Genomic DNA, 20,655 nt, shown 5'->3' with positions numbered 1-20,655 from the left:
CGCGTTGTGACTGATGCAACCACTTCTATCGACGTAAGGATCCAATGACCTCCTCTTCTTCCCTTCCCCAGGACGCGCGCAACGCGCAGAGTGCCACGGAGAACGCGACCGAGAGCCTCACCGAGGGCCTGCGGGCCGACGCCCTGATGGAAGAGGACGTCGCCTGGAGCTTCGAGATCGACGGAGAGCGGGACGGCGATCAGCTGGACCGCTCGGAGCGCGCCGCGCTGCGACGCGTGGCCGGCCTCTCCACCGAGCTCGAGGACGTCACCGAGGTCGAGTACCGCCAGCTGCGCCTGGAGCGCGTGGTGCTCGTCGGTGTCTGGACCTCGGGCACCGTGCAGGACGCGGAGAATTCGCTCGCCGAGCTGGCGGCCCTCGCCGAGACGGCGGGCGCCCAGGTGCTCGACGCCGTCTTCCAGCGCCGTGACAAGCCCGACCCGGCCACCTACATCGGTTCCGGCAAGGCGCTGGAACTGCGTGACCTCGTGGTCGAGACCGGAGCCGACACCGTCGTCTGCGACGGTGAGCTGTCCCCCGGCCAGCTGATCCACCTCGAAGACGTCGTGAAGGTCAAGGTGGTCGACCGGACCGCCCTGATCCTCGACATCTTCGCCCAGCACGCCAAGTCCCGGGAGGGCAAGGCGCAGGTCTCCCTGGCGCAGATGCAGTACATGCTGCCCAGGCTCCGCGGCTGGGGTCAGTCGCTGTCCCGTCAGATGGGCGGTGGCGGCACCAGCGGCGGTGGCGGCATGGCGACCCGTGGTCCCGGTGAGACCAAGATCGAGACCGACCGGCGCCGTATCCGCGAGAAGATGGCGAAGATGCGCCGGGAGATCGCGGAGATGAAGACCGGCCGTGACCTCAAGCGCCAGGAACGCCGACGCAACAAGGTGCCCTCGGTCGCCATCGCCGGCTACACCAACGCCGGCAAGTCCTCGCTGCTCAACCGCCTGACCGGGGCGGGAGTGCTGGTGGAGAACGCCCTGTTCGCCACCCTCGACCCGACCGTGCGCCGGGCCGAGACGCCGAGCGGCCGGGTCTACACCCTCGCCGACACCGTCGGGTTCGTACGGCATCTGCCGCACCACCTGGTCGAGGCGTTCCGCTCCACCATGGAGGAGGTCGGCGACTCCGATCTCATCCTGCACGTGGTGGACGGCGCGCACCCGGTGCCGGAGGAGCAGCTCGCCGCCGTGCGCGAGGTGATCCGCGAGGTCGGCGCGACGGACGTGCCCGAGATCGTCGTGATCAACAAGGCGGACGCGGCGGACCCGCTGGTCCTCCAGCGCCTCCTGCGCAACGAGAAGCACGCCATCGCGGTCTCCGCCCGCACCGGAGCCGGCATCGACGAGCTGCTCGCGCTGATCGACAGCGAGCTGCCCCGCCCGTCGGTCGCGATCGAGGCACTCGTGCCGTACACCCAGGGCGGACTCGTCTCCCGGGTGCACGCCGAGGGCGAAGTGGTCTCCGAGGAGCACACCTCGGAGGGCACGCTGATCAAGGCGCGCGTCAACGAGGAGCTGGCGGCGGAGCTCGCCGCGTTCATCCCCGCCGTGCACTGAGCCGTACCGCACCCGGAACGGCCGGAAGGCCCGTCCCCCTCGGCCAGGGGGACGGGCCTTCCGGCCTTCCTGCGGGCGGCGCCGCTACTGGGCGCCGTACTTCTCGCTCATCATCGTGAAGATCTGCTCGGCGCCCTCGCCGAGGTGCGGTCCGGCCAGCCAGCCGGCCGTCACCGGGCCGATGGACGTGTTGGAGACCAGTGCGAGCTTCCCGTCACTGCCCTCGCTGAACCATCCGCCGCCGGAGGAGCCGCCGGTCATCGTGCAGCCGATGCGGTACATGGTGGGCGTGGCCGGACTGATCGAGAGCCGGCCGGGGCGGTCGACGCACGTGTGCATGATCAGACCGTCGTACGGCGGGGCCGCCGGGTAACCCCAGGCGCCCATCGCGCTGATCTGCGAGACCTCGGGGGCGTCGAAGTTCACCGGAAGGGCGTTGCCCACGGTCTCTTCGAGGGACTTGGTGCCGTGCTCCGGCTTCACGTGCAGCACGGCGTAGTCGTACGGGGCGCCCTCGCCGCCGGTGGGACCGCCGTCCTTGATCCACTCGCCGGAGGTGCTGGCCCAGTCGGCCCAGTACGCGCCGTACGGGGCGATCTCCTGGGGCTGCGCGTTCTCCAGCGCCGCGGGGCTCTTGCCCTGGTCGTTGTACGCGGGCACGAAGACGATGTTGCGGTACCAGCCGCCGGCGGATCCGGCGTGCACGCAGTGGCCGGCGGTCCACACCAGGTTGGACTTCCCCGGGTGCTTCGGGTCCTTGACGACCGTGCCCGAGCAGACCATGTGGCCCTTGGGGGAGTCGAAGAAGACCTTGCCGACCGGGGCCGCGTGGTCGTGGTACGGCGTCTTCACGCGTTCGGCGGTGACCGGCTCGGGCTCCGGGTCGGTGACGCCCTGGTCGCCGGAGAAGTCACCGGCGGCCATGGTCTTGGCCGGGTCCTTCGCCGACTTCATCCGCGCCGGTTTCCACAGCCCCTCGATGACCGGGTTGACGAAGTCCTTGGCCTCACGCAGCCACTTGTCCTTGTCCCAGTTCTTCCACTCGCCGTCGCGCCACTTGTCCGGGTCGATCCCGTGTTTCCTGAGTTCGTCGGCCAGCCCGCCGGGAGGGCCGCTGCCCTTTTCGGCGCCGTCGGAGGCCGAAGCGGTCGCGGTGGCGGCCGGCTTGTCGGCGCCCTCGTCCTCGGTGGGGCCGCAGGCCGTGGCCGTCAGCGCGAGCGCGGCGACCAGACCGGTCGCGGCGAGGAGCGGACGTATGGATCGCATGTAAGGGAATCCCCCTTGAATCTGCACACTTGCCGTCTGCGTGCCAGGGGCCTCCGAAGCGGCCTGCGCCGCCCCGAAGGCCCCTGGGCTTCCGTCGTACGCGCCCGTGCGGGCGCGGTCCTGCCTGTTACTTGTCCGCGTACTTGTCGCTGACCGCGTCGTAGACGCCCTTGGCCTCCGGACCGAGGCGCGGTCCGGCGAGCCAGCCCGCCGTCACCGGGCCGATGGAGGTGTTCGAGACCAGTGCGGGCTTGCCGTCCTGGCCCTTGGCGACCCAGCCGCCGCCGGAGGAGCCGCCGGTCATCGAGCAGCCGATGCGGTACATCGTCGGGTCGTCCTGGGCGAGCGACAGACGGCCCGGCTTGTCCTTGCACTGGAACATCTTCTGGCCGTCGTACGGCGCCGCGGCCGGGAAGCCGGTGGCCGTCATGTCCGTGATCTTGGGCACCGCCGGGGCGTTGAACTCGACCGGCAGGGCGGAACCGACCGTCTCCTCCAGGGACTTGCCGCCCGCACCCTCCTCGGGCGTGACGTGCAGCACGGCGAAGTCGTACGGGGCCCCGAGGCCGCCGACCGAGGCGCCCTGGTCGATCCACTGCTGGGAGGTCTGCGCCCAGGTGCCCCACCAGATGCCGTAGGGGGCGACCTTCTCCTTCGGCGGGTTGTTCCGCAGCTCGGCCGTCGACAGCCCGCCGTTGTTGTACGAGGGAACGAAGGCGATGTTGCGGTACCAGCCGCCCTTCTTGCCCGCGTGGACGCAGTGGCCGGCGGTCCACACCATGTTGGACTTGCCGGGGTGCGCCGGGTCCTTCACCACGGTCGCCGAGCAGACCATCGAGCCCTCGGGGCCGTCGAAGAACAGCTTGCCCGACTCCGGCGCGCTGTCGTGGTACTGCGTCTTCACGCCCACGGCCCGGACCGGCGCGGGCGTCGGGTCCGTGACGCCCTCGTCGCCCGAGATGTCGTTGTCGACCGGCTGCTCCGGAGGCTTGTCGGCGTCCTGCATGCGGTCGGGGTCCCAGAGGCCCGCGATGATCGGGTTGATGTAGTCCTTGGCCTCACGCAGCCATGTGTCCTTGTCCCAGTTCTTCCATTCGCCGTTCTTCCACTTGTCGATGTCGATCCCGTGTTCCTTGAGCCGGTCCTTCAGATCGTCCGGGATGGCGATCTTGTGGTCCGACGTCGCACCGGCCGTGCTGCTCCTGCTCGGCTCGGCCTTCGCGTCTTCCTCGGTCGGCCCGCAGGCGGTCGCCGTGAGCGCGAGGACGGCGGTGAACGCGGCGGTGACGAGCACGGGGGAGGAGGCGCGGCGCGCACTCCTGCCCCGGCGTGCGGTGCTTCCTGGTCGAACGAGACGCATCTGCTGATCCCCCTGGGACTTCGTAACTCTTCGCTTCTGTACTGCACTTGTGTCCGGCGCGCCGCACGGTCCGCCGAACGGGCAGGAGGCAGCGCGGTCTTCGGGGCGTGCCCGAGCCCGGCGCGGCACCCACTATGCCGGTGCCGCTGTCGGCGGTGCGCGGCAGGGTTGCGCTCCGCAAGGATCTTCGGATTCAGCCGTGATCCTTTGCCCCCTCGGTCGTTGGTACGCGTGGGGGGCACGGAGACAGCGTTCACCCTCGCAGGCCGTCCTTGCGAAATCGTACTGACGTGCAACGCAACTGTTACAGCGGGAGGATCAAGAGCCGTGGCCGTGACCGAACCAGCTCCGGCGCCACCCCTGGCCGCCCACGAAGGCATCCTGCGCCGCCAGTCACTGCGTGAATCGGCCGCCCGCACCTACGCCAGATCGCTGCCGATCGTGCCGGTGCGCGCCCGGGGCCTGACCATCGAAGGCGCGGACGGGCGGCGCTATCTCGACTGCCTCTCCGGGGCGGGGACACTGGCCCTCGGCCACAACCACCCGGTCGTCCTGGAAGCGATCAAGAAGGTCCTCGACTCGGGCGCCCCGCTGCACGTGCTGGACCTGGCCACCCCGGTCAAGGACGCGTTCGTCACGGAGCTGTTCAGCACCCTGCCGCGGCAGTTCGCCGACGACGCACGGGTCCAGTTCTGCGGCCCGGCCGGTACGGACGCGGTCGAGGCGGCTTTCAAGCTGGTCCGCGCCGCCACCGGCCGCAGTGGCCTGCTGGCCTTCACCGGCGCCTATCACGGCATGACGGAGGGGGCCCTCGCGGCCTCCGGCGGCGCCGAGGACGTACGGGTGACCAGGCTGCCCTTCCCCCAGGACTACCGCTGCCCCTTCGGCATCGGCGGCGAGGCCGGTGCGCGGACCGCCGCCCGCTGGACCGAGAACCTCCTGGACGACCCCAAGAGCGGAACACCCACCCCCGCCGGGATGATCCTCGAACCCGTCCAGGGCGAGGGCGGGGTCAACCCCGCACCCGACGGCTGGATGCGCCGGATGCGCGAGGTCACCGAGACCAGGTCCATCCCGCTGATCGCCGACGAGGTCCAGACCGGGGTCGGCCGGACCGGCGCCTTCTGGGCCGTCGAGCACAGCGGAATCGTGCCCGACGTCATGGTGCTGTCCAAGGCCATCGGCGGCTCCCTCCCGCTCGCCGTGATCGTCTACCGCTCGGAGCTCGACACCTGGCAGCCCGGCGCCCACGCCGGCACCTTCCGCGGCAACCAGCTCGCCATGGCGGCCGGCACGGCCACCCTCGCGTACGTCCGCGAGAACGGCCTCGCCGAACGGGCCGGGGTCCTCGGAGGCCGCATGCTGGCGAACCTCAGGTCGCTCGCCGCCGACCACCCGTGCGTCGGCGACGTCCGCGGGAGGGGGCTGATGATCGGCGTCGAGATCGTGGACCCCGAAGCGCGACCGCAGGGCACCGGCACCGAACCCCCGCCGGACCCGGTCCTCGCCGCCGCCGTCCAGCAGGAGTGCCTGAGCCGTGGGCTCATCGTCGAACTCGGTGGCCGGTACTCCACCGTCGTACGCCTGCTGCCGCCCCTCACGCTCACCGACGAACAGGCGACAGCGGTGGTCGACCGCCTCGCCGACGCCCTGGCAGCGGCGGAGCGCTCACCGCACCGCCGCCTGCCGACCGGATCGCTCCGCTGACCACGGACACCAGCACAGGAAGACCGCCGTGAACCCCACCCCCGCGCCCGAGGCCGACGGCCCTCCCCCCAGCCACCTCCCCGAGCCGGAGGCCCCCGGCCGGCTCGCCGTCGAGGCGACGACCGTGCCGCGCCAGAAGGAGACCCCGCACGACCTGTGGCACGCGTCGCGGCCCGCCACCCCGCCGCAGACCTCCGTACCCCCGGAAGCCCCGACGGCAGCCGCCCCGGACGACCCGGCCGCCGACCCCCTCGACCATCCCGACCCGCTCCGCGCCGCCGACGCGGCCGGCGTCGAGAACCTGCTGCGCTGCTGGGTCCGCGAGAACGACCTGCCCCGCCCGGCCGGGCCGGCCCTCCGCGTCCCGCTTCCCGCGAGCGGCACCGCCCTGCTCGTCCCCGTCCGCCACTGGTCCGCCACCGGCTGGCACCGCTTCGGACCCCCCGCCCTGGAACGGGCGCCCGCCGCCGCGCCCACCGCCGACGCGGTCACCGTGGCCGCCCTGCTCGGCCGGGAGGCCGGTCACCACGACGGCGCCGACATGGCCGGCCGGGTCGCCGACTCGGTACGGCGTACCGCCTCGTTCATCGAGGAGCGGCGCCGCCGGCCCGCCGCCCCCGAGGAGGCGGACCTCTTCCTCACCGCGGAACAGTCACTCCTGCTCGGCCACCCCCTGCATCCTTCGCCCAAGAGCAGGGAAGGGCTCACCGACGCCGAAGCGCGGGTCTACTCACCCGAGTTGTACGGCTCCTTCCCGCTCCACTGGGTGGCCGCCGACCGCTCCGTGCTGGCCACCGACTCCGCGTGGACCGACCAAGGCCGCCCCGTGCCCGCCGCCGACCTCGTCGCCCGGCACGCCCCGGGCCTCGCCTTCCCCGAACACACCGCGCCCCTTCCCCTCCACCCCTGGCAGGCCCGCGAGCTGCGGAGCAGGCCCGAGGCCGCCGCCCTGCTCGACGCCGGCCTCCTGCACGACCTCGGCCCCTACGGCGCTCCGTGGCACCCCACCTCCTCGGTGCGCACCGTGCACCGGCCGGGGACCGACCTGATGCTGAAGCTCTCCCTCGGCGTCCGGATCACCAACTCCCGCCGGGAGAACCTCCGCAAGGAGCTCCACCGGGGCGTCGAGGTCCACCGGCTGCTCCGCACCGGGCTCGCCCGCGAGTGGCACGCGGCGCACCCCGGCTTCGACATCGTGCGCGACCCCGCCTGGCTCGCCGTCGACACCCCGGACGGCGCGCCCGTGCACGGCCTCGACGTCATGCTGCGCCACAACCCCTTCAGCCGGTACGACGACGCCGTGTGCATCGCCGGGCTCACCGCTCCACGCCCCTGGCCGGGCCGGACAGGAGTGCACTCGCGCCTCGCCGACGTGGTCCACCGCCTCGCCGCGGCCACCGGGCGGACGACGACCGCGGTGGCCGCCGAGTGGTTCCTGCGCTACCTGGAGCGCGTCGTCCACCCGGTGCTCTGGCTCGACGCCCACGCCGGGGTCGCGCTCGAAGCCCACCAGCAGAACACCCTGGTCCTGCTCGACGCGGACGGCTGGCCCATCGGCGGCCGTTACCGTGACAATCAGGGCTACTACTTCCGGGAATCGCACCGCACCGCGCTCGACCACAGGCTCCCCGGCATCGGATCGGCCAGCGACACCTTCGTCTCCGACGCCGTCACCGACGAACGCTTCGCCTACTACCTCGGCATCAACAACGTATTCGGACTGATCGGGGCGTTCGGCTCCCAGCGGCTCGCCGACGAGCAGATGCTCATCGACGCCTTCCGGCGCTTCCTGAAGACGGCGTGTGAACTCGGCTCCCCGTTCCCCGCCCACCTGCTCGAGAAACCGCGTCTGCGCTGCAAGGCCAACATGCTGACCCGCCTCCACGGACTCGACGAACTCGTCGGCCCCGTCGACACCCAGTCCGTCTACGTCACCATCACCAACCCCCTGCACGGCTGAGAGCCGGGCCGCGCGCCGGGGGCGAAGAGCCGATCGCCGAGAGCTGAGAGAGGAGCGCCGCCCGTGTCTGCCCCCGACGCGCCCGCCGGCCCCGTCCTCCGGGTGGACTGGGCCCCCGTGCCCACACCGGCCGGGGAGTTCCAACTCGTCCCCGTCCGCCCGGAACGCGATCTTCCGACCCTCACCCGCTGGATGAACGACCCCGTCGTGGCCGCCTTCTGGGAGCTGGCCGGCGACGAGAGCGTCACCGCCCGGCACCTCGCCGCGCAGCTGTCCGAGGGCAGCCACAGCACGCCGTGCATCGGGGTGCTGTCGGGCAGGCCGATGAGCTATTGGGAGCTCTACCGCGCCGACCTGGACCCGCTCGCCCGCCACTACCCGGCCCGGCCCCACGACATGGGCGTCCACCTCCTCATCGGTGAGGGCCGTCACCGGGGCCGCGGCACCGGCACGACGCTGCTGCGCGCCGTGGCCGGCCTCGTGCTCGACCACGTCCCCCTCTGCACACGGGTCGTGGCCGAGCCCGACCTTCGTAACGTCCCGTCCGTCTCCGCGTTCCTGAGCGCCGGATTCCGCCTCTCCGCGGAGATCGAACTCCCGGAGAAGCGGGCCGCGCTGATGGTCCGCGACCGAGTCCACCGCCCCCTGCCATGAACGCATCCCCGACCCGTCCGCACCGCTCGAACCCCATCGGTTCCCACCCGAGGAGTCCCCGTGCCGAAATACCCCGCGCACCACGACGCACCGGAGCCGCCCGCACTGCTCGACACCCCGGAGCTCAACCGGGTGGCCTGGGACCGGGCCGCCTCCCGGATGCTCGCGAAGATGCTCGGTGAATTCGCCTACGAGGAAGTCATCGAGCCCGCTCCGCCAACCGCCGGCGGCAGCACGTACAGCCTCCCGCTTGACGACGGCGGCAGCCTCTCCTTCACCGCCCGGCGCGGTGTGTACGGCAGCTGGCGCGTGGACCCCGGATCGATCCGCGCGGAGGGCCCCGACCCCGCCGCGGGCAGCGTCCCGTTCCACGATCCGCTGCTGTTCGTCACCCGGGCCCGCCGCCTCCTCGGCCTCGACGGCGCCACCCTCGGCCACCTCCTCCGCGAGCTGACCACCACGCTCGCCGCGGACGCCCGCCTCGACCACACCGCGCTCACCGCCGCCGAGCTGGCCGGTCTCGGCTACGCGGAGCTGGAGGGCCACCAGACCGGCCATCCCTGGATCGTCGCCAACAAGGGCCGGCTCGGCTTCTCCGCCACCGACGCCGCCCGCTACACCCCGGAGGCCCGCGAGCCCGTCCGGCTTCCCTGGCTCGCCGTCTCCCACCGCATCGCCGCGTACCGGGGCGTGCCCGCCCTGTCCACCCCGGACAAGCTCTACACCCAGGAGCTCGACGCCCCGGTCCGCGCGTCCTTCGCCGACAGCCTGCGCGCACGCGGCCTGGACCCGGACGACTACCACTTCCTGCCGGTCCACCCCTGGCAGTGGGACGAGTGGATCGTGCCCCTGTTCGCACCGGCGATCGCCGCCCGAGACATCGTGCCGCTGCCCGCAGACCCCGACGTACGGCTGCCGCAGCAGTCCATCCGTACCTTCGCCAACCTCGCACGGCCCGACCGGCACACGGTCAAGCTGCCGCTGTCGGTCCTCAACACCCTGGTCTGGCGCGGACTGCCCACCGAGCGCACCATCGCCGCGCCCGCCGTCACCGGCTGGGTGCTGGGGCTCCGCGACAACGACCCGTTCCTGCGCGACACCTGCGGCGTGATCCTCCTCGGCGAGGTCGCCTCGGTCACCGTCGAGCACCCGCTGTACGACCACCTCCCCGAGGCGCCGTACCAGTTCAAGGAGATCCTCGGAGCGATCTGGCGCGAGCCGCTGCAGCCCCGCCTGGCGCCGGGGGAGCGGGCCCGTACCCTCGCGTCCCTGCTCCATACCGACCCCGAGGGACGTGCCTTCACCGCCGAGCTGGTCGCCCGCTCCGGACTGGCTCCCACCGTCTGGCTGACCCGGCTCTTCGCCGCACTGCTGCCGCCGCTGCTGCACTTCCTCTACCGCTACGGCACCGTCTTCTCGCCGCACGGCGAGAACGCGATCGTGGTCTTCGACGAGCAGGACGTGCCCGTGCGCCTCGCGATCAAGGACTTCGTGGACGACGTCAACGTGAGCGCGCAGCCGCTGCCCGAGCACGACACCATGCCCGCGGACGTGCGCCGCGTCCTGCTCACCGAGGAACCGGCCTTCCTCACCCAGTTCATCCACTCCGGGCTCTTCACCGGGGTCTTCAGGTTTCTCTCCCCGCTCTGCGAGGAACAGCTCGGCGTCCCCGAGGGCGAATTCTGGTCACTCGTCCGGGCGGAGATCCTGCGCCACCACGCCCGCTTCCCCGAGCTGAAGGAGCGCTTCGAGATGTTCGACATGCTCACCCCGCGCATCGACCGCCTCTGTCTGAACCGCAACCGGCTGCATCTGGACGGCTACCGCGACCGGCCCGTACGCCCGCACGCGGCGGTCCACGGCAGTGTGGCCAACCCGCTCCACCCCTCCGCGTGAGGCCGGGAGTGCCCGTCGATGTCAGTGGCGCCCCGTAGGCTGGCGGGGCTATGACGAAGCCATCCCTCCCCGAGCTCCTGCACGCCGCCGTGACCGCCGTCGGCGGTACGGAGAGGCCCGGCCAGGCCGCCATGGCCGCCGCCGTCGCCGAGGCCGTAGACGACCAATCCCACCTGCTCGTCCAGGCCGGCACGGGGACGGGCAAGTCGCTCGGCTACCTGGTGCCGGCCCTGGCGCACGGCGAGCGCGTCGTGGTGGCCACGGCGACGCTGGCCCTCCAGCGTCAGCTCGTGGAGCGCGATCTGCCGCGTACGGTCGACGCGCTGCATCCGCTGCTGCGCCGCCGCCCCCAGTTCGCCATGCTCAAGGGCCGGTCGAACTACCTCTGCCTGCACCGGCTCCACGAGGGCGTGCCGCAGGACGAGGAGGAGGGACTGTTCGACCAGTTCGAGGCGGCGGCCCCGTCCAGCAAGCTCGGCCAGGACCTGCTGCGCATGCGCGACTGGGCCGACGAGACGGAGACGGGCGACCGGGACGACCTCACCCCCGGCGTCTCGGACCGGGCCTGGGCGCAGATCTCGGTCTCCTCCCGGGAGTGCCTGGGCGCGAGCAAGTGTGCCTACGGGGCGGAGTGCTTCGCCGAGCAGGCCAGGGAGCGGGCCAAGCTCGCCGATGTGGTGGTCACCAACCACGCGCTCCTGGCGATCGACGCCATCGAGGGTGCTCCGGTGCTCCCGCAGCACGAGGTGCTGATCGTGGACGAGGCCCACGAACTGGTCTCCCGGGTCACCGGTGTGGCCACCGGCGAGCTCACCCCCGGCCAGGTCAACCGCGCGGTGCGGCGCGCCGCGAAGCTGGTCAACGAGAAGGCGGCCGACGCGCTGCAGACCGCCTCCGAGGGCTTCGAGCGGGTCATGGAGCTGGCGCTGCCCGGCCGCCTGGAGGAGGTGCCGGAGGACCTGGGGTACGCGCTGATGGCCCTGCGGGACGCTGCGCGCACGGTGATCTCCGCGATCGGCGCGACGCGGGACAAGTCCGTCCAGGACGAGGACGCGGTCCGCAAGCAGGCGCTGGCCTCGGTGGAGTCCGTCCACGCCGTCGCCGAGCGCATCACGCAGGGCTCCGAGTACGACGTCGTCTGGTACGAGCGCCACGACCGGTTCGGCGCCTCGGTGCGCGTCGCCCCGCTCTCCGTCTCCGGGCTGCTGCGCGAGAAGCTGTTCGCCGAGCGCTCCGTCGTGCTCACCTCCGCCACGCTCAAGCTGGGCGGCGATTTCAACGGTGTGGGCGCCTCCCTGGGGCTCGCCCCGGAGGGTACGGCGGGCGAGGACGTCCCGCAGTGGAAGGGTCTGGACGTCGGCTCGCCGTTCGACTATCCGAAGCAGGGCATCCTGTACGTCGCGCGGCATCTGGCGACCCCCGGGCGCGAGGGCTCCCGCACGGACATGCTGGACGAGCTGTCCGAGCTCATCGAGGCGGCCGGCGGGCGCACGCTGGGGCTGTTCTCCTCGATGCGGGCGGCCAAGGCGGCGGCCGAGGAGCTGCGCGGCCGGCTGGACAAGCCGATCCTGCTCCAGGGCGAGGAGACCCTGGGCGAGCTGATCAAGAACTTCGCCGCCGATCCGGAGACCTGCCTCTTCGGCACGCTGTCGCTGTGGCAGGGCGTGGACGTGCCCGGAGCCAGCTGTCAGCTGGTGGTCATGGACCGGATCCCGTTCCCCCGCCCCGACGATCCGCTGATGAGCGCCCGGCAGAAGGCCGTCGAGGAGGCCGGGGGCAACGGCTTCATGGCGGTGGCGGCCACGCATGCCGCGCTGCTGATGGCCCAGGGCGCCGGCCGTCTCGTGCGGGCCACGGGGGACAAGGGGGTCGTCGCGGTGCTCGACCCGCGCCTGGCCAACGCACGCTACGGCAGCTATCTGCGGGCCTCGCTCCCCGGTTTCTGGTACACCACCGACCGTAATCAGGCCCGGCGCTCGCTCGCCGCGATCGACGCGGCGGCGAAGGCGGACGGGCGGTAGCCCCTCGCGGGCGTACGGACAGGTGCACGAGAAGGGGCCCCGACGCCGGCGCGAAGCCGGAACGGGGCCCCTTCTCCCAGAGAGCGTGAGGTGCGGGTCTCAGACCCTGCGCAGCACCGCGACGACCTTGCCGAGGATCGTCGCCTCATCGCCGGGAATCGGCTGGTACGCGGCGTTGTGCGGGAGCAGCCAGACGTGGCCGTCCTCGCGCTTGAAGCGCTTCACCGTGGCCTCGCCGTCCAGCATGGCGGCCACGATGTCGCCGTTCTCCGCGACGGGCTGGCGGCGCACGGTGACCCAGTCGCCGTCACAGATCGCCGCCTCGATCATCGAGTCACCGACGACCTTGAGCACGAAGAGCTCGCCGTCGCCCACCAGCTGGCGGGGGAGCGGGAAGACGTCCTCGACGGACTCCTCGGCGAGGATCGGCCCACCGGCTGCGATCCGGCCCACCAGCGGCACGTACGAGGCGGCGGGCTTGCCCGTGGTGTCCGTCGGCTGCGTGCTCGGCTGGTCGGAGCCGCGTACCTCGTACGCCCGGGGGCGGTGGGGGTCGCGGCGCAGGAAGCCCTTGCGCTCCAGCGCCATCAGCTGATGGGCGACGGAGGAGGTGCTGGAGAGGCCCACCGCCTGGCCGATCTCGCGCATCGACGGCGGGTAGCCGCGTCGCTGAACGGAATCCCGGATGACCTCGATCACCCGCCGCTGCCGGTCCGTGAGCCCCGAGCTGTCCGCCCGGATTCCGGGAGGTCGTCCGGGGAGCGAGCGCGCTGGGCGTCCGGGCTCCGGCCCCTCCGTGTTCGTGACTGAGTCATTCATGGCATGCACCGGCTCGAGTCGGCTCTGGGAGCGGTCCTGGGCAGTGATGATGGCACTGTCTGCGGTGGTGGTCACGTCGGCGGCCCCTCTCGAATGGTCTCCCTGGCTGCACAACGGTAGTAGCTTTCGAAAGGTTGCGCCAAACACACGTTCGAGTGAAAAACGAATAAAAGACTGTCGGGACTCCGCTGCCAGGTGTATGAGGCTGCCTACGGTGCGCGACGGCCGCGTGCCGGCGTCGGTGCCGCCATGGGCTGCGGCGGTGGTCGCGGCCGCTCCAGGACGGTAGCGCGGCAGCCCCTGCGGGGCCGTCGCGGGGTGGCCGCCCGGTCGTCCGTCGTCCGGGTGCTTCCCGTACCCTCTTGGTCGGCCTTACGCTGCCTTCCGGCCGCCGTCCGGGGCGACACGCGCTTAGGGCCAAATGCGCGGCCGGACCCAAGATCTAGTGGTTGGATAGTTCCGGCCGCCCCGAATGTAGTGGTCCCCCGTCCATCGGGGGCGCGGTCATCGCCTATGCTTGAGACCGCTTCGAGGGCCCCCGACCGGGCCTGAAGAGGCTATTCAGTCGTGCTGTGAAGGAGGGTTGGGAGCCATGCACTGCCCCTTCTGCAGGCACCCCGACAGCCGGGTCGTCGACAGTCGCACCACCGACGACGGGACCTCGATCCGCCGGCGCCGCCAGTGCCCGGACTGCTCCCGCCGCTTCACCACGGTGGAGACCTGTTCACTCATGGTGGTCAAGCGCAGCGGGGTCACCGAGCCCTTCAGCCGCACCAAGGTCATCTCGGGTGTGCGCAAGGCGTGTCAGGGGCGGCCGGTCACCGAGGACGCCCTCGCCAAGCTGGGCCAGCGGGTCGAGGAGGCGGTGCGCGCGACCGGCAGCGCCGAGCTGACCACGCACGACGTGGGCCTGGCCATCCTCGGTCCCCTGCAGGAACTCGACCTCGTCGCCTACCTGCGCTTCGCGTCCGTGTACCGGGCGTTCGACAGCCTCGAAGACTTCGAGGCCGCCATCACGGAACTCCGTGAGCGGCGGCCTCGCGCGGAATCATGCGGGAGCGGCGAGACCATCGAGGTCCCCGCCCCCGCCGTCGCCGCCGACTGAGCGGCGGTCGCCGGCCGCGCCGATCCGGGGATCGCGTGGACCGGCACCAGGACCTTGCTCCGGGCGACGCATGACGAATGCGGCGGCCGAAGCATCAGACACACACTGTGCCCGGGGAAGTTCTCGGCACTTCAGGGCGTTTTTGCCCACATATGGGAGGCGGCATGACAGAGACGGCGAGCGGCCCGGCACGAGGTTCCCGCAACAAGGGGACCAAGTCGACTGCGTCCAAGCAGGGCCTGCGTATCGAGCGCATCCACACCACCCCCGGCGTGCATCCGTACGACGAGGTGTCCTGGGAGCGCCGTGACGTCGTCATGACCAACTGGCGCGACGGCTCGATCAACTTCGAGCAGCGTGGCGTCGAGTTCCCCGACTTCTGGTCGGTGAACGCGGTCAACATCGTCACCAGCAAGTACTTCCGGGGCGCCGTGGGCACCCCGCAGCGCGAGACCGGTCTGCGGCAGCTGATCGACCGGATCGTCAAGACGTACCGGAAGGCCGGCGAGGACTACCAGTACTTCGCCTCCCCCGCCGACGCGGAGATCTTCGAGCACGAGCTGGCGTACGCCCTCCTGCACCAGATCTTCAGCTTCAACTCCCCGGTGTGGTTCAACGTCGGCACGCCCCAGCCGCAGCAGGTCTCCGCCTGCTTCATCCTGGCCGTCGACGACTCCATGGAGTCGATCCTCGACTGGTACAAGGAAGAGGGCATGATCTTCAAGGGCGGCTCCGGTGCCGGCCTGAACCTCTCCCGTATCCGTTCCTCCAAGGAACTCCTCTCCTCCGGCGGAAACGCCTCCGGTCCCGTCTCCTTCATGCGGGGCGCCGACGCCTCCGCCGGAACCATCAAGTCCGGTGGCGCCACCCGCCGCGCGGCCAAGATGGTCATCCTCGACGTCGACCACCCCGACATCGAGAACTTCATCGAGACGAAGGTGAAGGAGGAGGAGAAGATCCGCGCCCTGCGTGACGCGGGCTTCGACATGGACCTGGGCGGCGACGACATCACGTCCGTCCAGTACCAGAACGCCAACAACTCGGTCCGTGTGAACGACGAGTTCATGAAGGCCGTCGAGTCCGGCGGCAAGTTCGGGCTGCGCGCCCGGATGACCGGCGACGTCATCGAAGAGGTCGAGGCGAAGTCCCTCTTCCGCAAGATGGCCGAGGCCGCCTGGGCCTGTGCCGACCCGGGCATCCAGTACGACGACACGATCAACCACTGGCACACCTGCCCCGAGTCCGGCCGGATCAACGGCTCGAACCCGTGCAGCGAGTACATGCACCTGGACAACACCTCGTGCAACCTCGCCTCGCTGAACCTGATGAAGTTCCTCAAGGACGACGGCAAGGGCAACCAGTCCTTCGAGTCCGAGCGCTTCGCCAAGGTCGTCGAGCTGGTCATCACCGCGATGGACATCTCCATCTGCTTCGCCGACTTCCCGACGGAGAAGATCGGCGAGAACACCCGCGCCTTCCGCCAGCTCGGCATCGGTTACGCCAACCTCGGCGCCCTGCTGATGGCGACCGGCCACGCGTACGACAGCGACGGCGGCCGCGCGCTCGCCGGCGCCATCACCTCGCTGATGACCGGCACCTCGTACAAGCGCTCCGCCGAGCTGGCCGCCGTGGTCGGCCCGTACGACGGCTACGCCCGCAACGCCGAGCCGCACCAGCGCGTCATGAAGCAGCACGCCGACGCCAACGCCGTGGCCGTGCACGCCGACGACCTGGACAATCCGATCTGGGCCGCCGCGACCGAGGCGTGGCAGGACGTGATCCGGCTCGGCGCGAAGAACGGTTTCCGTAACGCGCAGGCGTCGGTCATCGCGCCCACCGGCACCATCGGCCTCGCCATGTCCTGCGACACCACCGGTCTCGAGCCCGACCTCGCCCTGGTCAAGTTCAAGAAGCTGGTCGGCGGCGGCTCGATGCAGATCGTCAACGGCACCGTCCCGCAGGCCCTGCGCCGCCTGGGCTACCAGGAGGAGCAGATCGAGGCGATCGTCGCCCACATCGCCGAGCACGGCAACGTGATCGACGCCCCCGGCCTGAAGACCGAGCACTACGAGGTCTTCGACTGCGCGATGGGCGAGCGGTCCATCTCCGCGATGGGTCACGTGCGCATGATGGCGGCCATCCAGCCGTGGATCTCCGGCGCGCTCTCCAAGACGGTGAACCTGCCGGAGACGGCCACCGTCGAGGACGTCGAGGAGGTCTACTTCGAGGCGTGGAAGATGGGCGTCAAGGCGCTCGCGATCTACCGCGACAACTGCAAGGTCGGCCAGCCCCTCTCCGCCAAGACCAAGGAGAAGGAGAAGGAGGCCGTCACGGCCAAGGCCGAGGACACCATCCGTACCGCGGTCGAGAAGGTCGTCGAGTACCGCCCGGTCCGCAAGCGTCTGCCCAAGGGCCGGCCCGGCATCACCACCTCGTTCACGGTGGGCGGCGCCGAGGGGTACATGACGGCCAACTCCTACCCGGACGACGGCCTGGGCGAGGTCTTCCTGAAGATGTCCAAGCAGGGCTCGACCCTCGCCGGCATGATGGACGCCTTCTCCATCGCGGTCTCGGTGGGCCTGCAGTACGGCGTCCCGCTGGAGACGTACGTCTCGAAGTTCACCAACATGCGCTTCGAGCCGGCCGGCATGACGGACGACCCGGACGTGCGGATGGCGCAGTCGATCGTCGACTACATCTTCCGCCGCCTGGCGCTCGACTTCCTGCCCTTCGAGACCCGCTCCGCCCTCGGCATCCACTCCGCCGAGGAGCGTCAGCGCCACCTCGACACCGGCTCCTACGAGCCGACGTTCGAGGAGGAGCAGCTGGAGGCCGAGACCCTGGCCCAGACCGCCCCGGTGCGGACGGAGACCCTGAAGGCGGTCGCCCCGGTCCAGGAGACCGAGAAGGCCGAGCCGAGGACGGCGCACACCTCGGCCGAGCTGGTCGAGATGCAGCTCGGCATCAGCGCGGACGCCCCGCTCTGCTTCTCCTGCGGTACGAAGATGCAGCGCGCCGGCTCCTGCTACATCTGCGAGGGCTGCGGCTCCACCAGCGGCTGCAGCTGATCGCTGAACGGCGAGTGCGGGCAGGTCTTCCCCGGAAGACCTGCCCGCACTGCTTGTACGCGGCGCCTACGCGCCGAAGGCGCGGCCGCCCATCGCCGCGGCGAACTCCTCGGGGTCGCCGTCGAAGCCCCGGACAGCGCCGTGGAAGTGCCAGCCGCCTGACTCGTCCCGTACGAATTCGGCCACGACTGCCGCGGTGGCGCCCCCGATGGAGGCGAAGTCGTCCTCCGCGAGCGTCGTGTAACCCTCGCGGACCTGGACCCGGGTGTTCTCTATGGCGCCGAACGTCTTCCGGCCGTCACGCTGCTGGATGGCGACGCCGACGACGACCCGGGCATAGGCGTCGGACAGCCGGCCCAGCTCCAGCATCATCACCTCGTCGTAGCCGAGCCCCTGGCCCGTCCTGCTGTCCCGGTCGAGGGTGATCGTGCCGTCGGGCGCCCGGCTGTCGAAGTGGACGAGGTACGCCGGACTGCCGTACGGCTCGTCCGCCGGGTAGGTCGCCGCGATGATGTCGAGGTCGTTGGGAGCCTCGCCCCGGTCGCTGGGATCCCACTTGATCCGCACCTCGGCCTTTTCGAGATCCTTGTTGGGAGTGCTCATCGGACTTCCCTCCTGCGCGTGGGGCGGCGCTCCGGTTCCGTCCCCCGATCATGCCGCAACGTGCCCCGGAACCAACCGGATTGGGGACGAGCGGCTGAAACGGGCCAGGATCGGGCGGGAGACGGCCGGTTCCGGTGGACTCCGTGGGAGCGTGACCCACGCCACGCCCGACGGCCGTACGATGGCGCCGTGCTGGTCAAGTGGATTCGCTGCAGTGTGTCGGACCGTCGAGGTTTCGAACAGGGGCAGCGGAAGTGGGCGGGGCTGCTGGGTGAGCCGGGGTTCAGGGGGCAGGGCGGCGGCTGGAGCCGCGTCCGGCCGGAGGTGGCGCACGTCTTCGCCTTCTGGGAGAACCGCGTCTTCTACGACTCCTTCATGGCGCGCGGCCACGACGCCCTGGCCGCGCCGCAGTCCGGCACGTACCAGGACCTCCAGGTCAAGCTCTTCGAGTACCGCTTCGACGTGAAGACCGGTTTCGAACCGCGCTTCACGGACGCGGATGTGCTCAGGGTGGCCCACAGCCGGGTCCACGAGGACCGGGTCGAACACTTCGCGCTGATGCAGCAGCGGGTGTGGAACCCGGCGATGGCGGGCTCGCCGGGAATGCTGCGGGGGGTCTTCGGCGAGGCGCCCGGGCACGAGTTCCTGGTCCTGTCCATGTGGCAGTCCAGCGCGGAACGCGGCAAATACCGGCCGGGAAGCGTGGACCGGCTCTCGCAGCGCGCGGGCACGGAGGAGGACGTGGCGGCGCTCGCCGGGGACGTGGTGCAGCTCGAACCGTCCTGGACGGTGTGACGGCGCCGAGCGGCGGGTACGGCGGCGACATGCACCGACGAATTCCGGACAGGTGCTCGGACGGCGATGACTCGAACTAGTGTCGTTGTATGGCACGACCGCAACGCATCGTTCTTGTCCGGCACGGCGAGTCCGAGGGCAACGCCGACGACACCGTGTACGAACGCGAACCCGACCACGCGCTGAGGCTCACCCCAGCCGGCCTGCGCCAGGCCCGGGAGACGGGGGAGCGGTTGCGCGGGCTCTTCGGGGAGGAGCGGGTCAGCGTGTACGTCTCTCCCTACCGGCGAACCCACGAGACGTTCGCATCGCTCGGCCTGGACCCCGGGCGGGTACGGGTCCGCGAGGAGCCCCGGCTGCGCGAGCAGGACTGGGGGAACTGGCAGGACCGCGACGACGTCAGACTGCAGAAGGCTTACCGGGACGCCTACGGACACTTCTTCTACCGCTTCGCACAGGGCGAGTCCGGGGCGGATGTGTACGACCGGGTCGGCGCCTTCCTGGAGAGCCTGCACCGCAGCTTCGAGGCCCCCGACCACCCGCCGAACGTCCTGCTGGTCACCCACGGTCTGACCATGCGGCTCTTCTGCATGCGCTGGTTCCACTGGTCCGTGGCCGAATTCGAGTCGCTTTCGAACCCCGGGAACGGGGAATCCCGGACACTCCTGCTCGGCAAGGACGGGCGGTACACGCTCGACCGGCCCTTCGAGCGCTGGCGTACTCCTGAGCCCTACGGCATCTCCGGATAGAGTGGAAGCGATGACCGAATCCGCTTCCGACCAGCGTCTCGAGCGCACCCTGGCCAGTCTGCGCGGCCTGTCCGTGGGAGACGCCCTGGGCTCCCAGTTCTTCGTGCCCGCCCACTATCCGCTCCTGAAGGACCGCGCCCTGCCGGCCGGGCCCTGGCAGTGGACCGACGACACGGAGATGGCCTGCTCCGTCGTGGCCGTACTCCAGGAGCACGGCCGCATCGACCAGGACGCCCTCGCCCGGTCCTTCGCGCACCACCACGACTTCGACCGGGGGTACGGCCCGGCCGTGAACCGCATGCTGCGCCTGGTCCGCGAGGGCGGCGACTGGCGGGAACTCGCCTCCTCCCTGTTCAACGGACAGGGCTCCTGGGGCAACGGTTCCTCGATGCGCATCGCGCCGCTCGGCGCCTGGTACGCGGACGATCCCGAGCAGGCCACGCACCAGGCGGAGATCTCCTCGTACACCACGCACCAGCACCGCGAGGCCGTGGTGGGCGCGATGGCCGTCGCGGCGGCCGCGGCCCTCGTCGCCTCACCGGCTGGGCGGCCCACTCCTGAGGACCTGCTGGACGGCGTCGTCGCGCTCGTCCCGCGCAGCGCCGTCGGCGCCGGGCTTCGGCGGGCCCGGGACATGCTCGACTACAAGGACGCGGGCACCGTCGCGGCGGTCCTCGGCAACGGGCGCCGTACCAGCGCGCACGACACCGTCCCCTTCGCCCTGTGGTCGGCGGCTCGGAGCCTCGGCGACTTCGAAGAGGCGTTCTGGGTGACGGCCCAGGCCGGTGGCGACGTGGACACGACCTGCGCCATCGTCGGCGGCGTGCTCGCGGCAAGCCCCGCTGGCGCCCCGCCGGCGGACTGGACGGCCCGGACGGAGCCCCTTCCGGGCTGGATGCCCCGTCACTCGTGGGGTGGTCCCGGCTGAGCCGCTGAGCCGCCGCACTGCGTCGGCCGGGCCGCTGCTCCGACTGTCACGGTCCTGCCACAGCATCCCTCCGCACGGCTGACGGCCGTGACACGGGGATACTCTTTCGGCCACGCCGCCCTCGGTGATCATGACGACGGGTGCGCACCGAATGAGACG

Annotated in this window: 15 protein-coding genes; 11 read left to right on the top strand and 4 right to left on the bottom strand. The window is 71.0% G+C overall.

Features of this window, described 5'->3' with window-relative positions; genetic code table 11:
- Positions 1-44: 44 nt before the first annotated feature.
- The gene (gene hflX, locus ACLQ2N_RS25900) at positions 45-1,565 is read left to right on the top strand and encodes a GTPase HflX (RefSeq protein WP_425816538.1); all 1,521 of its coding nucleotides are present in this window, start codon (positions 45-47) and stop codon (positions 1,563-1,565) included.
- 84 nt (positions 1,566-1,649) lie between these two features.
- Here hflX and ACLQ2N_RS25895 read toward each other — a convergent pair whose 3' ends face one another.
- Entirely contained in the window at positions 1,650-2,831 is a 1,182-nt protein-coding gene (locus tag ACLQ2N_RS25895) for a trypsin-like serine peptidase (RefSeq protein WP_425816537.1), read from the bottom strand.
- Positions 2,832-2,958: 127 nt separating this feature from the next.
- Positions 2,959-4,191, bottom strand: a complete 1,233-nt coding sequence (locus ACLQ2N_RS25890) for a hypothetical protein (RefSeq protein ID WP_425816536.1) — start codon at positions 4,189-4,191, stop codon at positions 2,959-2,961.
- A gap of 327 nt (positions 4,192-4,518) precedes the next feature.
- Here ACLQ2N_RS25890 and ACLQ2N_RS25885 point away from each other — a divergent pair, with 327 nt between their 5' ends.
- The 5 genes from ACLQ2N_RS25885 to ACLQ2N_RS25865 all read left to right on the top strand — a co-directional run bounded on the left by ACLQ2N_RS25885 (position 4,519) and on the right by ACLQ2N_RS25865 (position 12,429).
- Positions 4,519-5,898: a diaminobutyrate--2-oxoglutarate transaminase family protein gene (locus tag ACLQ2N_RS25885; RefSeq protein ID WP_425816535.1), complete on the top strand. Its 1,380-nt coding sequence runs from the start codon at positions 4,519-4,521 to the stop codon at positions 5,896-5,898.
- 28 nt (positions 5,899-5,926) lie between these two features.
- Positions 5,927-7,858, top strand: a complete 1,932-nt coding sequence (locus ACLQ2N_RS25880; protein ID WP_425816534.1) for an IucA/IucC family protein — start codon at positions 5,927-5,929, stop codon at positions 7,856-7,858.
- 63 nt (positions 7,859-7,921) lie between these two features.
- Positions 7,922-8,512 (top strand): GNAT family N-acetyltransferase, encoded by a 591-nt coding sequence (locus tag ACLQ2N_RS25875; RefSeq protein WP_425816533.1) that lies wholly within the window; start codon positions 7,922-7,924, stop codon positions 8,510-8,512.
- 60 nt (positions 8,513-8,572) lie between these two features.
- Positions 8,573-10,408, top strand: coding sequence for an IucA/IucC family protein (locus tag ACLQ2N_RS25870; protein ID WP_425816532.1), 1,836 nt, complete (start codon positions 8,573-8,575; stop codon positions 10,406-10,408).
- A gap of 50 nt (positions 10,409-10,458) precedes the next feature.
- Positions 10,459-12,429, top strand: coding sequence for an ATP-dependent DNA helicase (locus ACLQ2N_RS25865; protein ID WP_425816531.1), 1,971 nt, complete (start codon positions 10,459-10,461; stop codon positions 12,427-12,429).
- A 99-nt stretch (positions 12,430-12,528) separates the two neighbouring features.
- Here the strand turns inward: ACLQ2N_RS25865 and lexA are convergent, their stop codons facing one another.
- Positions 12,529-13,323, bottom strand: coding sequence for a transcriptional repressor LexA (gene lexA / locus ACLQ2N_RS25860; RefSeq protein ID WP_026171816.1), 795 nt, complete (start codon positions 13,321-13,323; stop codon positions 12,529-12,531).
- Positions 13,324-13,840: 517 nt separating this feature from the next.
- On the opposite strand from lexA, the gene nrdR reads away from it, so the two are divergent.
- Together nrdR and ACLQ2N_RS25850 are read left to right on the top strand one after the other, a co-directional pair.
- Positions 13,841-14,353, top strand: a complete 513-nt coding sequence (gene nrdR, locus ACLQ2N_RS25855; RefSeq protein WP_073967409.1) for a transcriptional regulator NrdR — start codon at positions 13,841-13,843, stop codon at positions 14,351-14,353.
- A gap of 164 nt (positions 14,354-14,517) precedes the next feature.
- Positions 14,518-17,421: a vitamin B12-dependent ribonucleotide reductase gene (locus ACLQ2N_RS25850; RefSeq protein WP_425816530.1), complete on the top strand. Its 2,904-nt coding sequence runs from the start codon at positions 14,518-14,520 to the stop codon at positions 17,419-17,421.
- Positions 17,422-17,487: 66 nt separating this feature from the next.
- Here the strand turns inward: ACLQ2N_RS25850 and ACLQ2N_RS25845 are convergent, their stop codons facing one another.
- Positions 17,488-18,024 (bottom strand): TerD family protein, encoded by a 537-nt coding sequence (locus ACLQ2N_RS25845; RefSeq protein WP_425816529.1) that lies wholly within the window; start codon positions 18,022-18,024, stop codon positions 17,488-17,490.
- Between the two features lie 189 nt (positions 18,025-18,213).
- On the opposite strand from ACLQ2N_RS25845, the gene ACLQ2N_RS25840 reads away from it, so the two are divergent.
- From ACLQ2N_RS25840 to ACLQ2N_RS25830, 3 genes are all read left to right on the top strand, one after another.
- The gene (locus ACLQ2N_RS25840; protein WP_425816528.1) at positions 18,214-18,819 is read left to right on the top strand and encodes a YdbC family protein; all 606 of its coding nucleotides are present in this window, start codon (positions 18,214-18,216) and stop codon (positions 18,817-18,819) included.
- A gap of 89 nt (positions 18,820-18,908) precedes the next feature.
- Positions 18,909-19,568, top strand: a complete 660-nt coding sequence (locus ACLQ2N_RS25835; protein WP_425816527.1) for a histidine phosphatase family protein — start codon at positions 18,909-18,911, stop codon at positions 19,566-19,568.
- A gap of 10 nt (positions 19,569-19,578) precedes the next feature.
- The gene (locus ACLQ2N_RS25830) at positions 19,579-20,496 is read left to right on the top strand and encodes an ADP-ribosylglycohydrolase family protein (RefSeq protein WP_425816526.1); all 918 of its coding nucleotides are present in this window, start codon (positions 19,579-19,581) and stop codon (positions 20,494-20,496) included.
- Positions 20,497-20,655: the final 159 nt, after the last annotated feature.

This window comes from Streptomyces sp. DT224 (assembly GCF_049844595.1).
Lineage (GTDB): Bacteria > Actinomycetota > Actinomycetes > Streptomycetales > Streptomycetaceae > Streptomyces.
The sequence above is the reverse complement of the archived record's forward strand: the minus strand, read 5'-3'. Positions and strand labels throughout refer to the sequence as shown.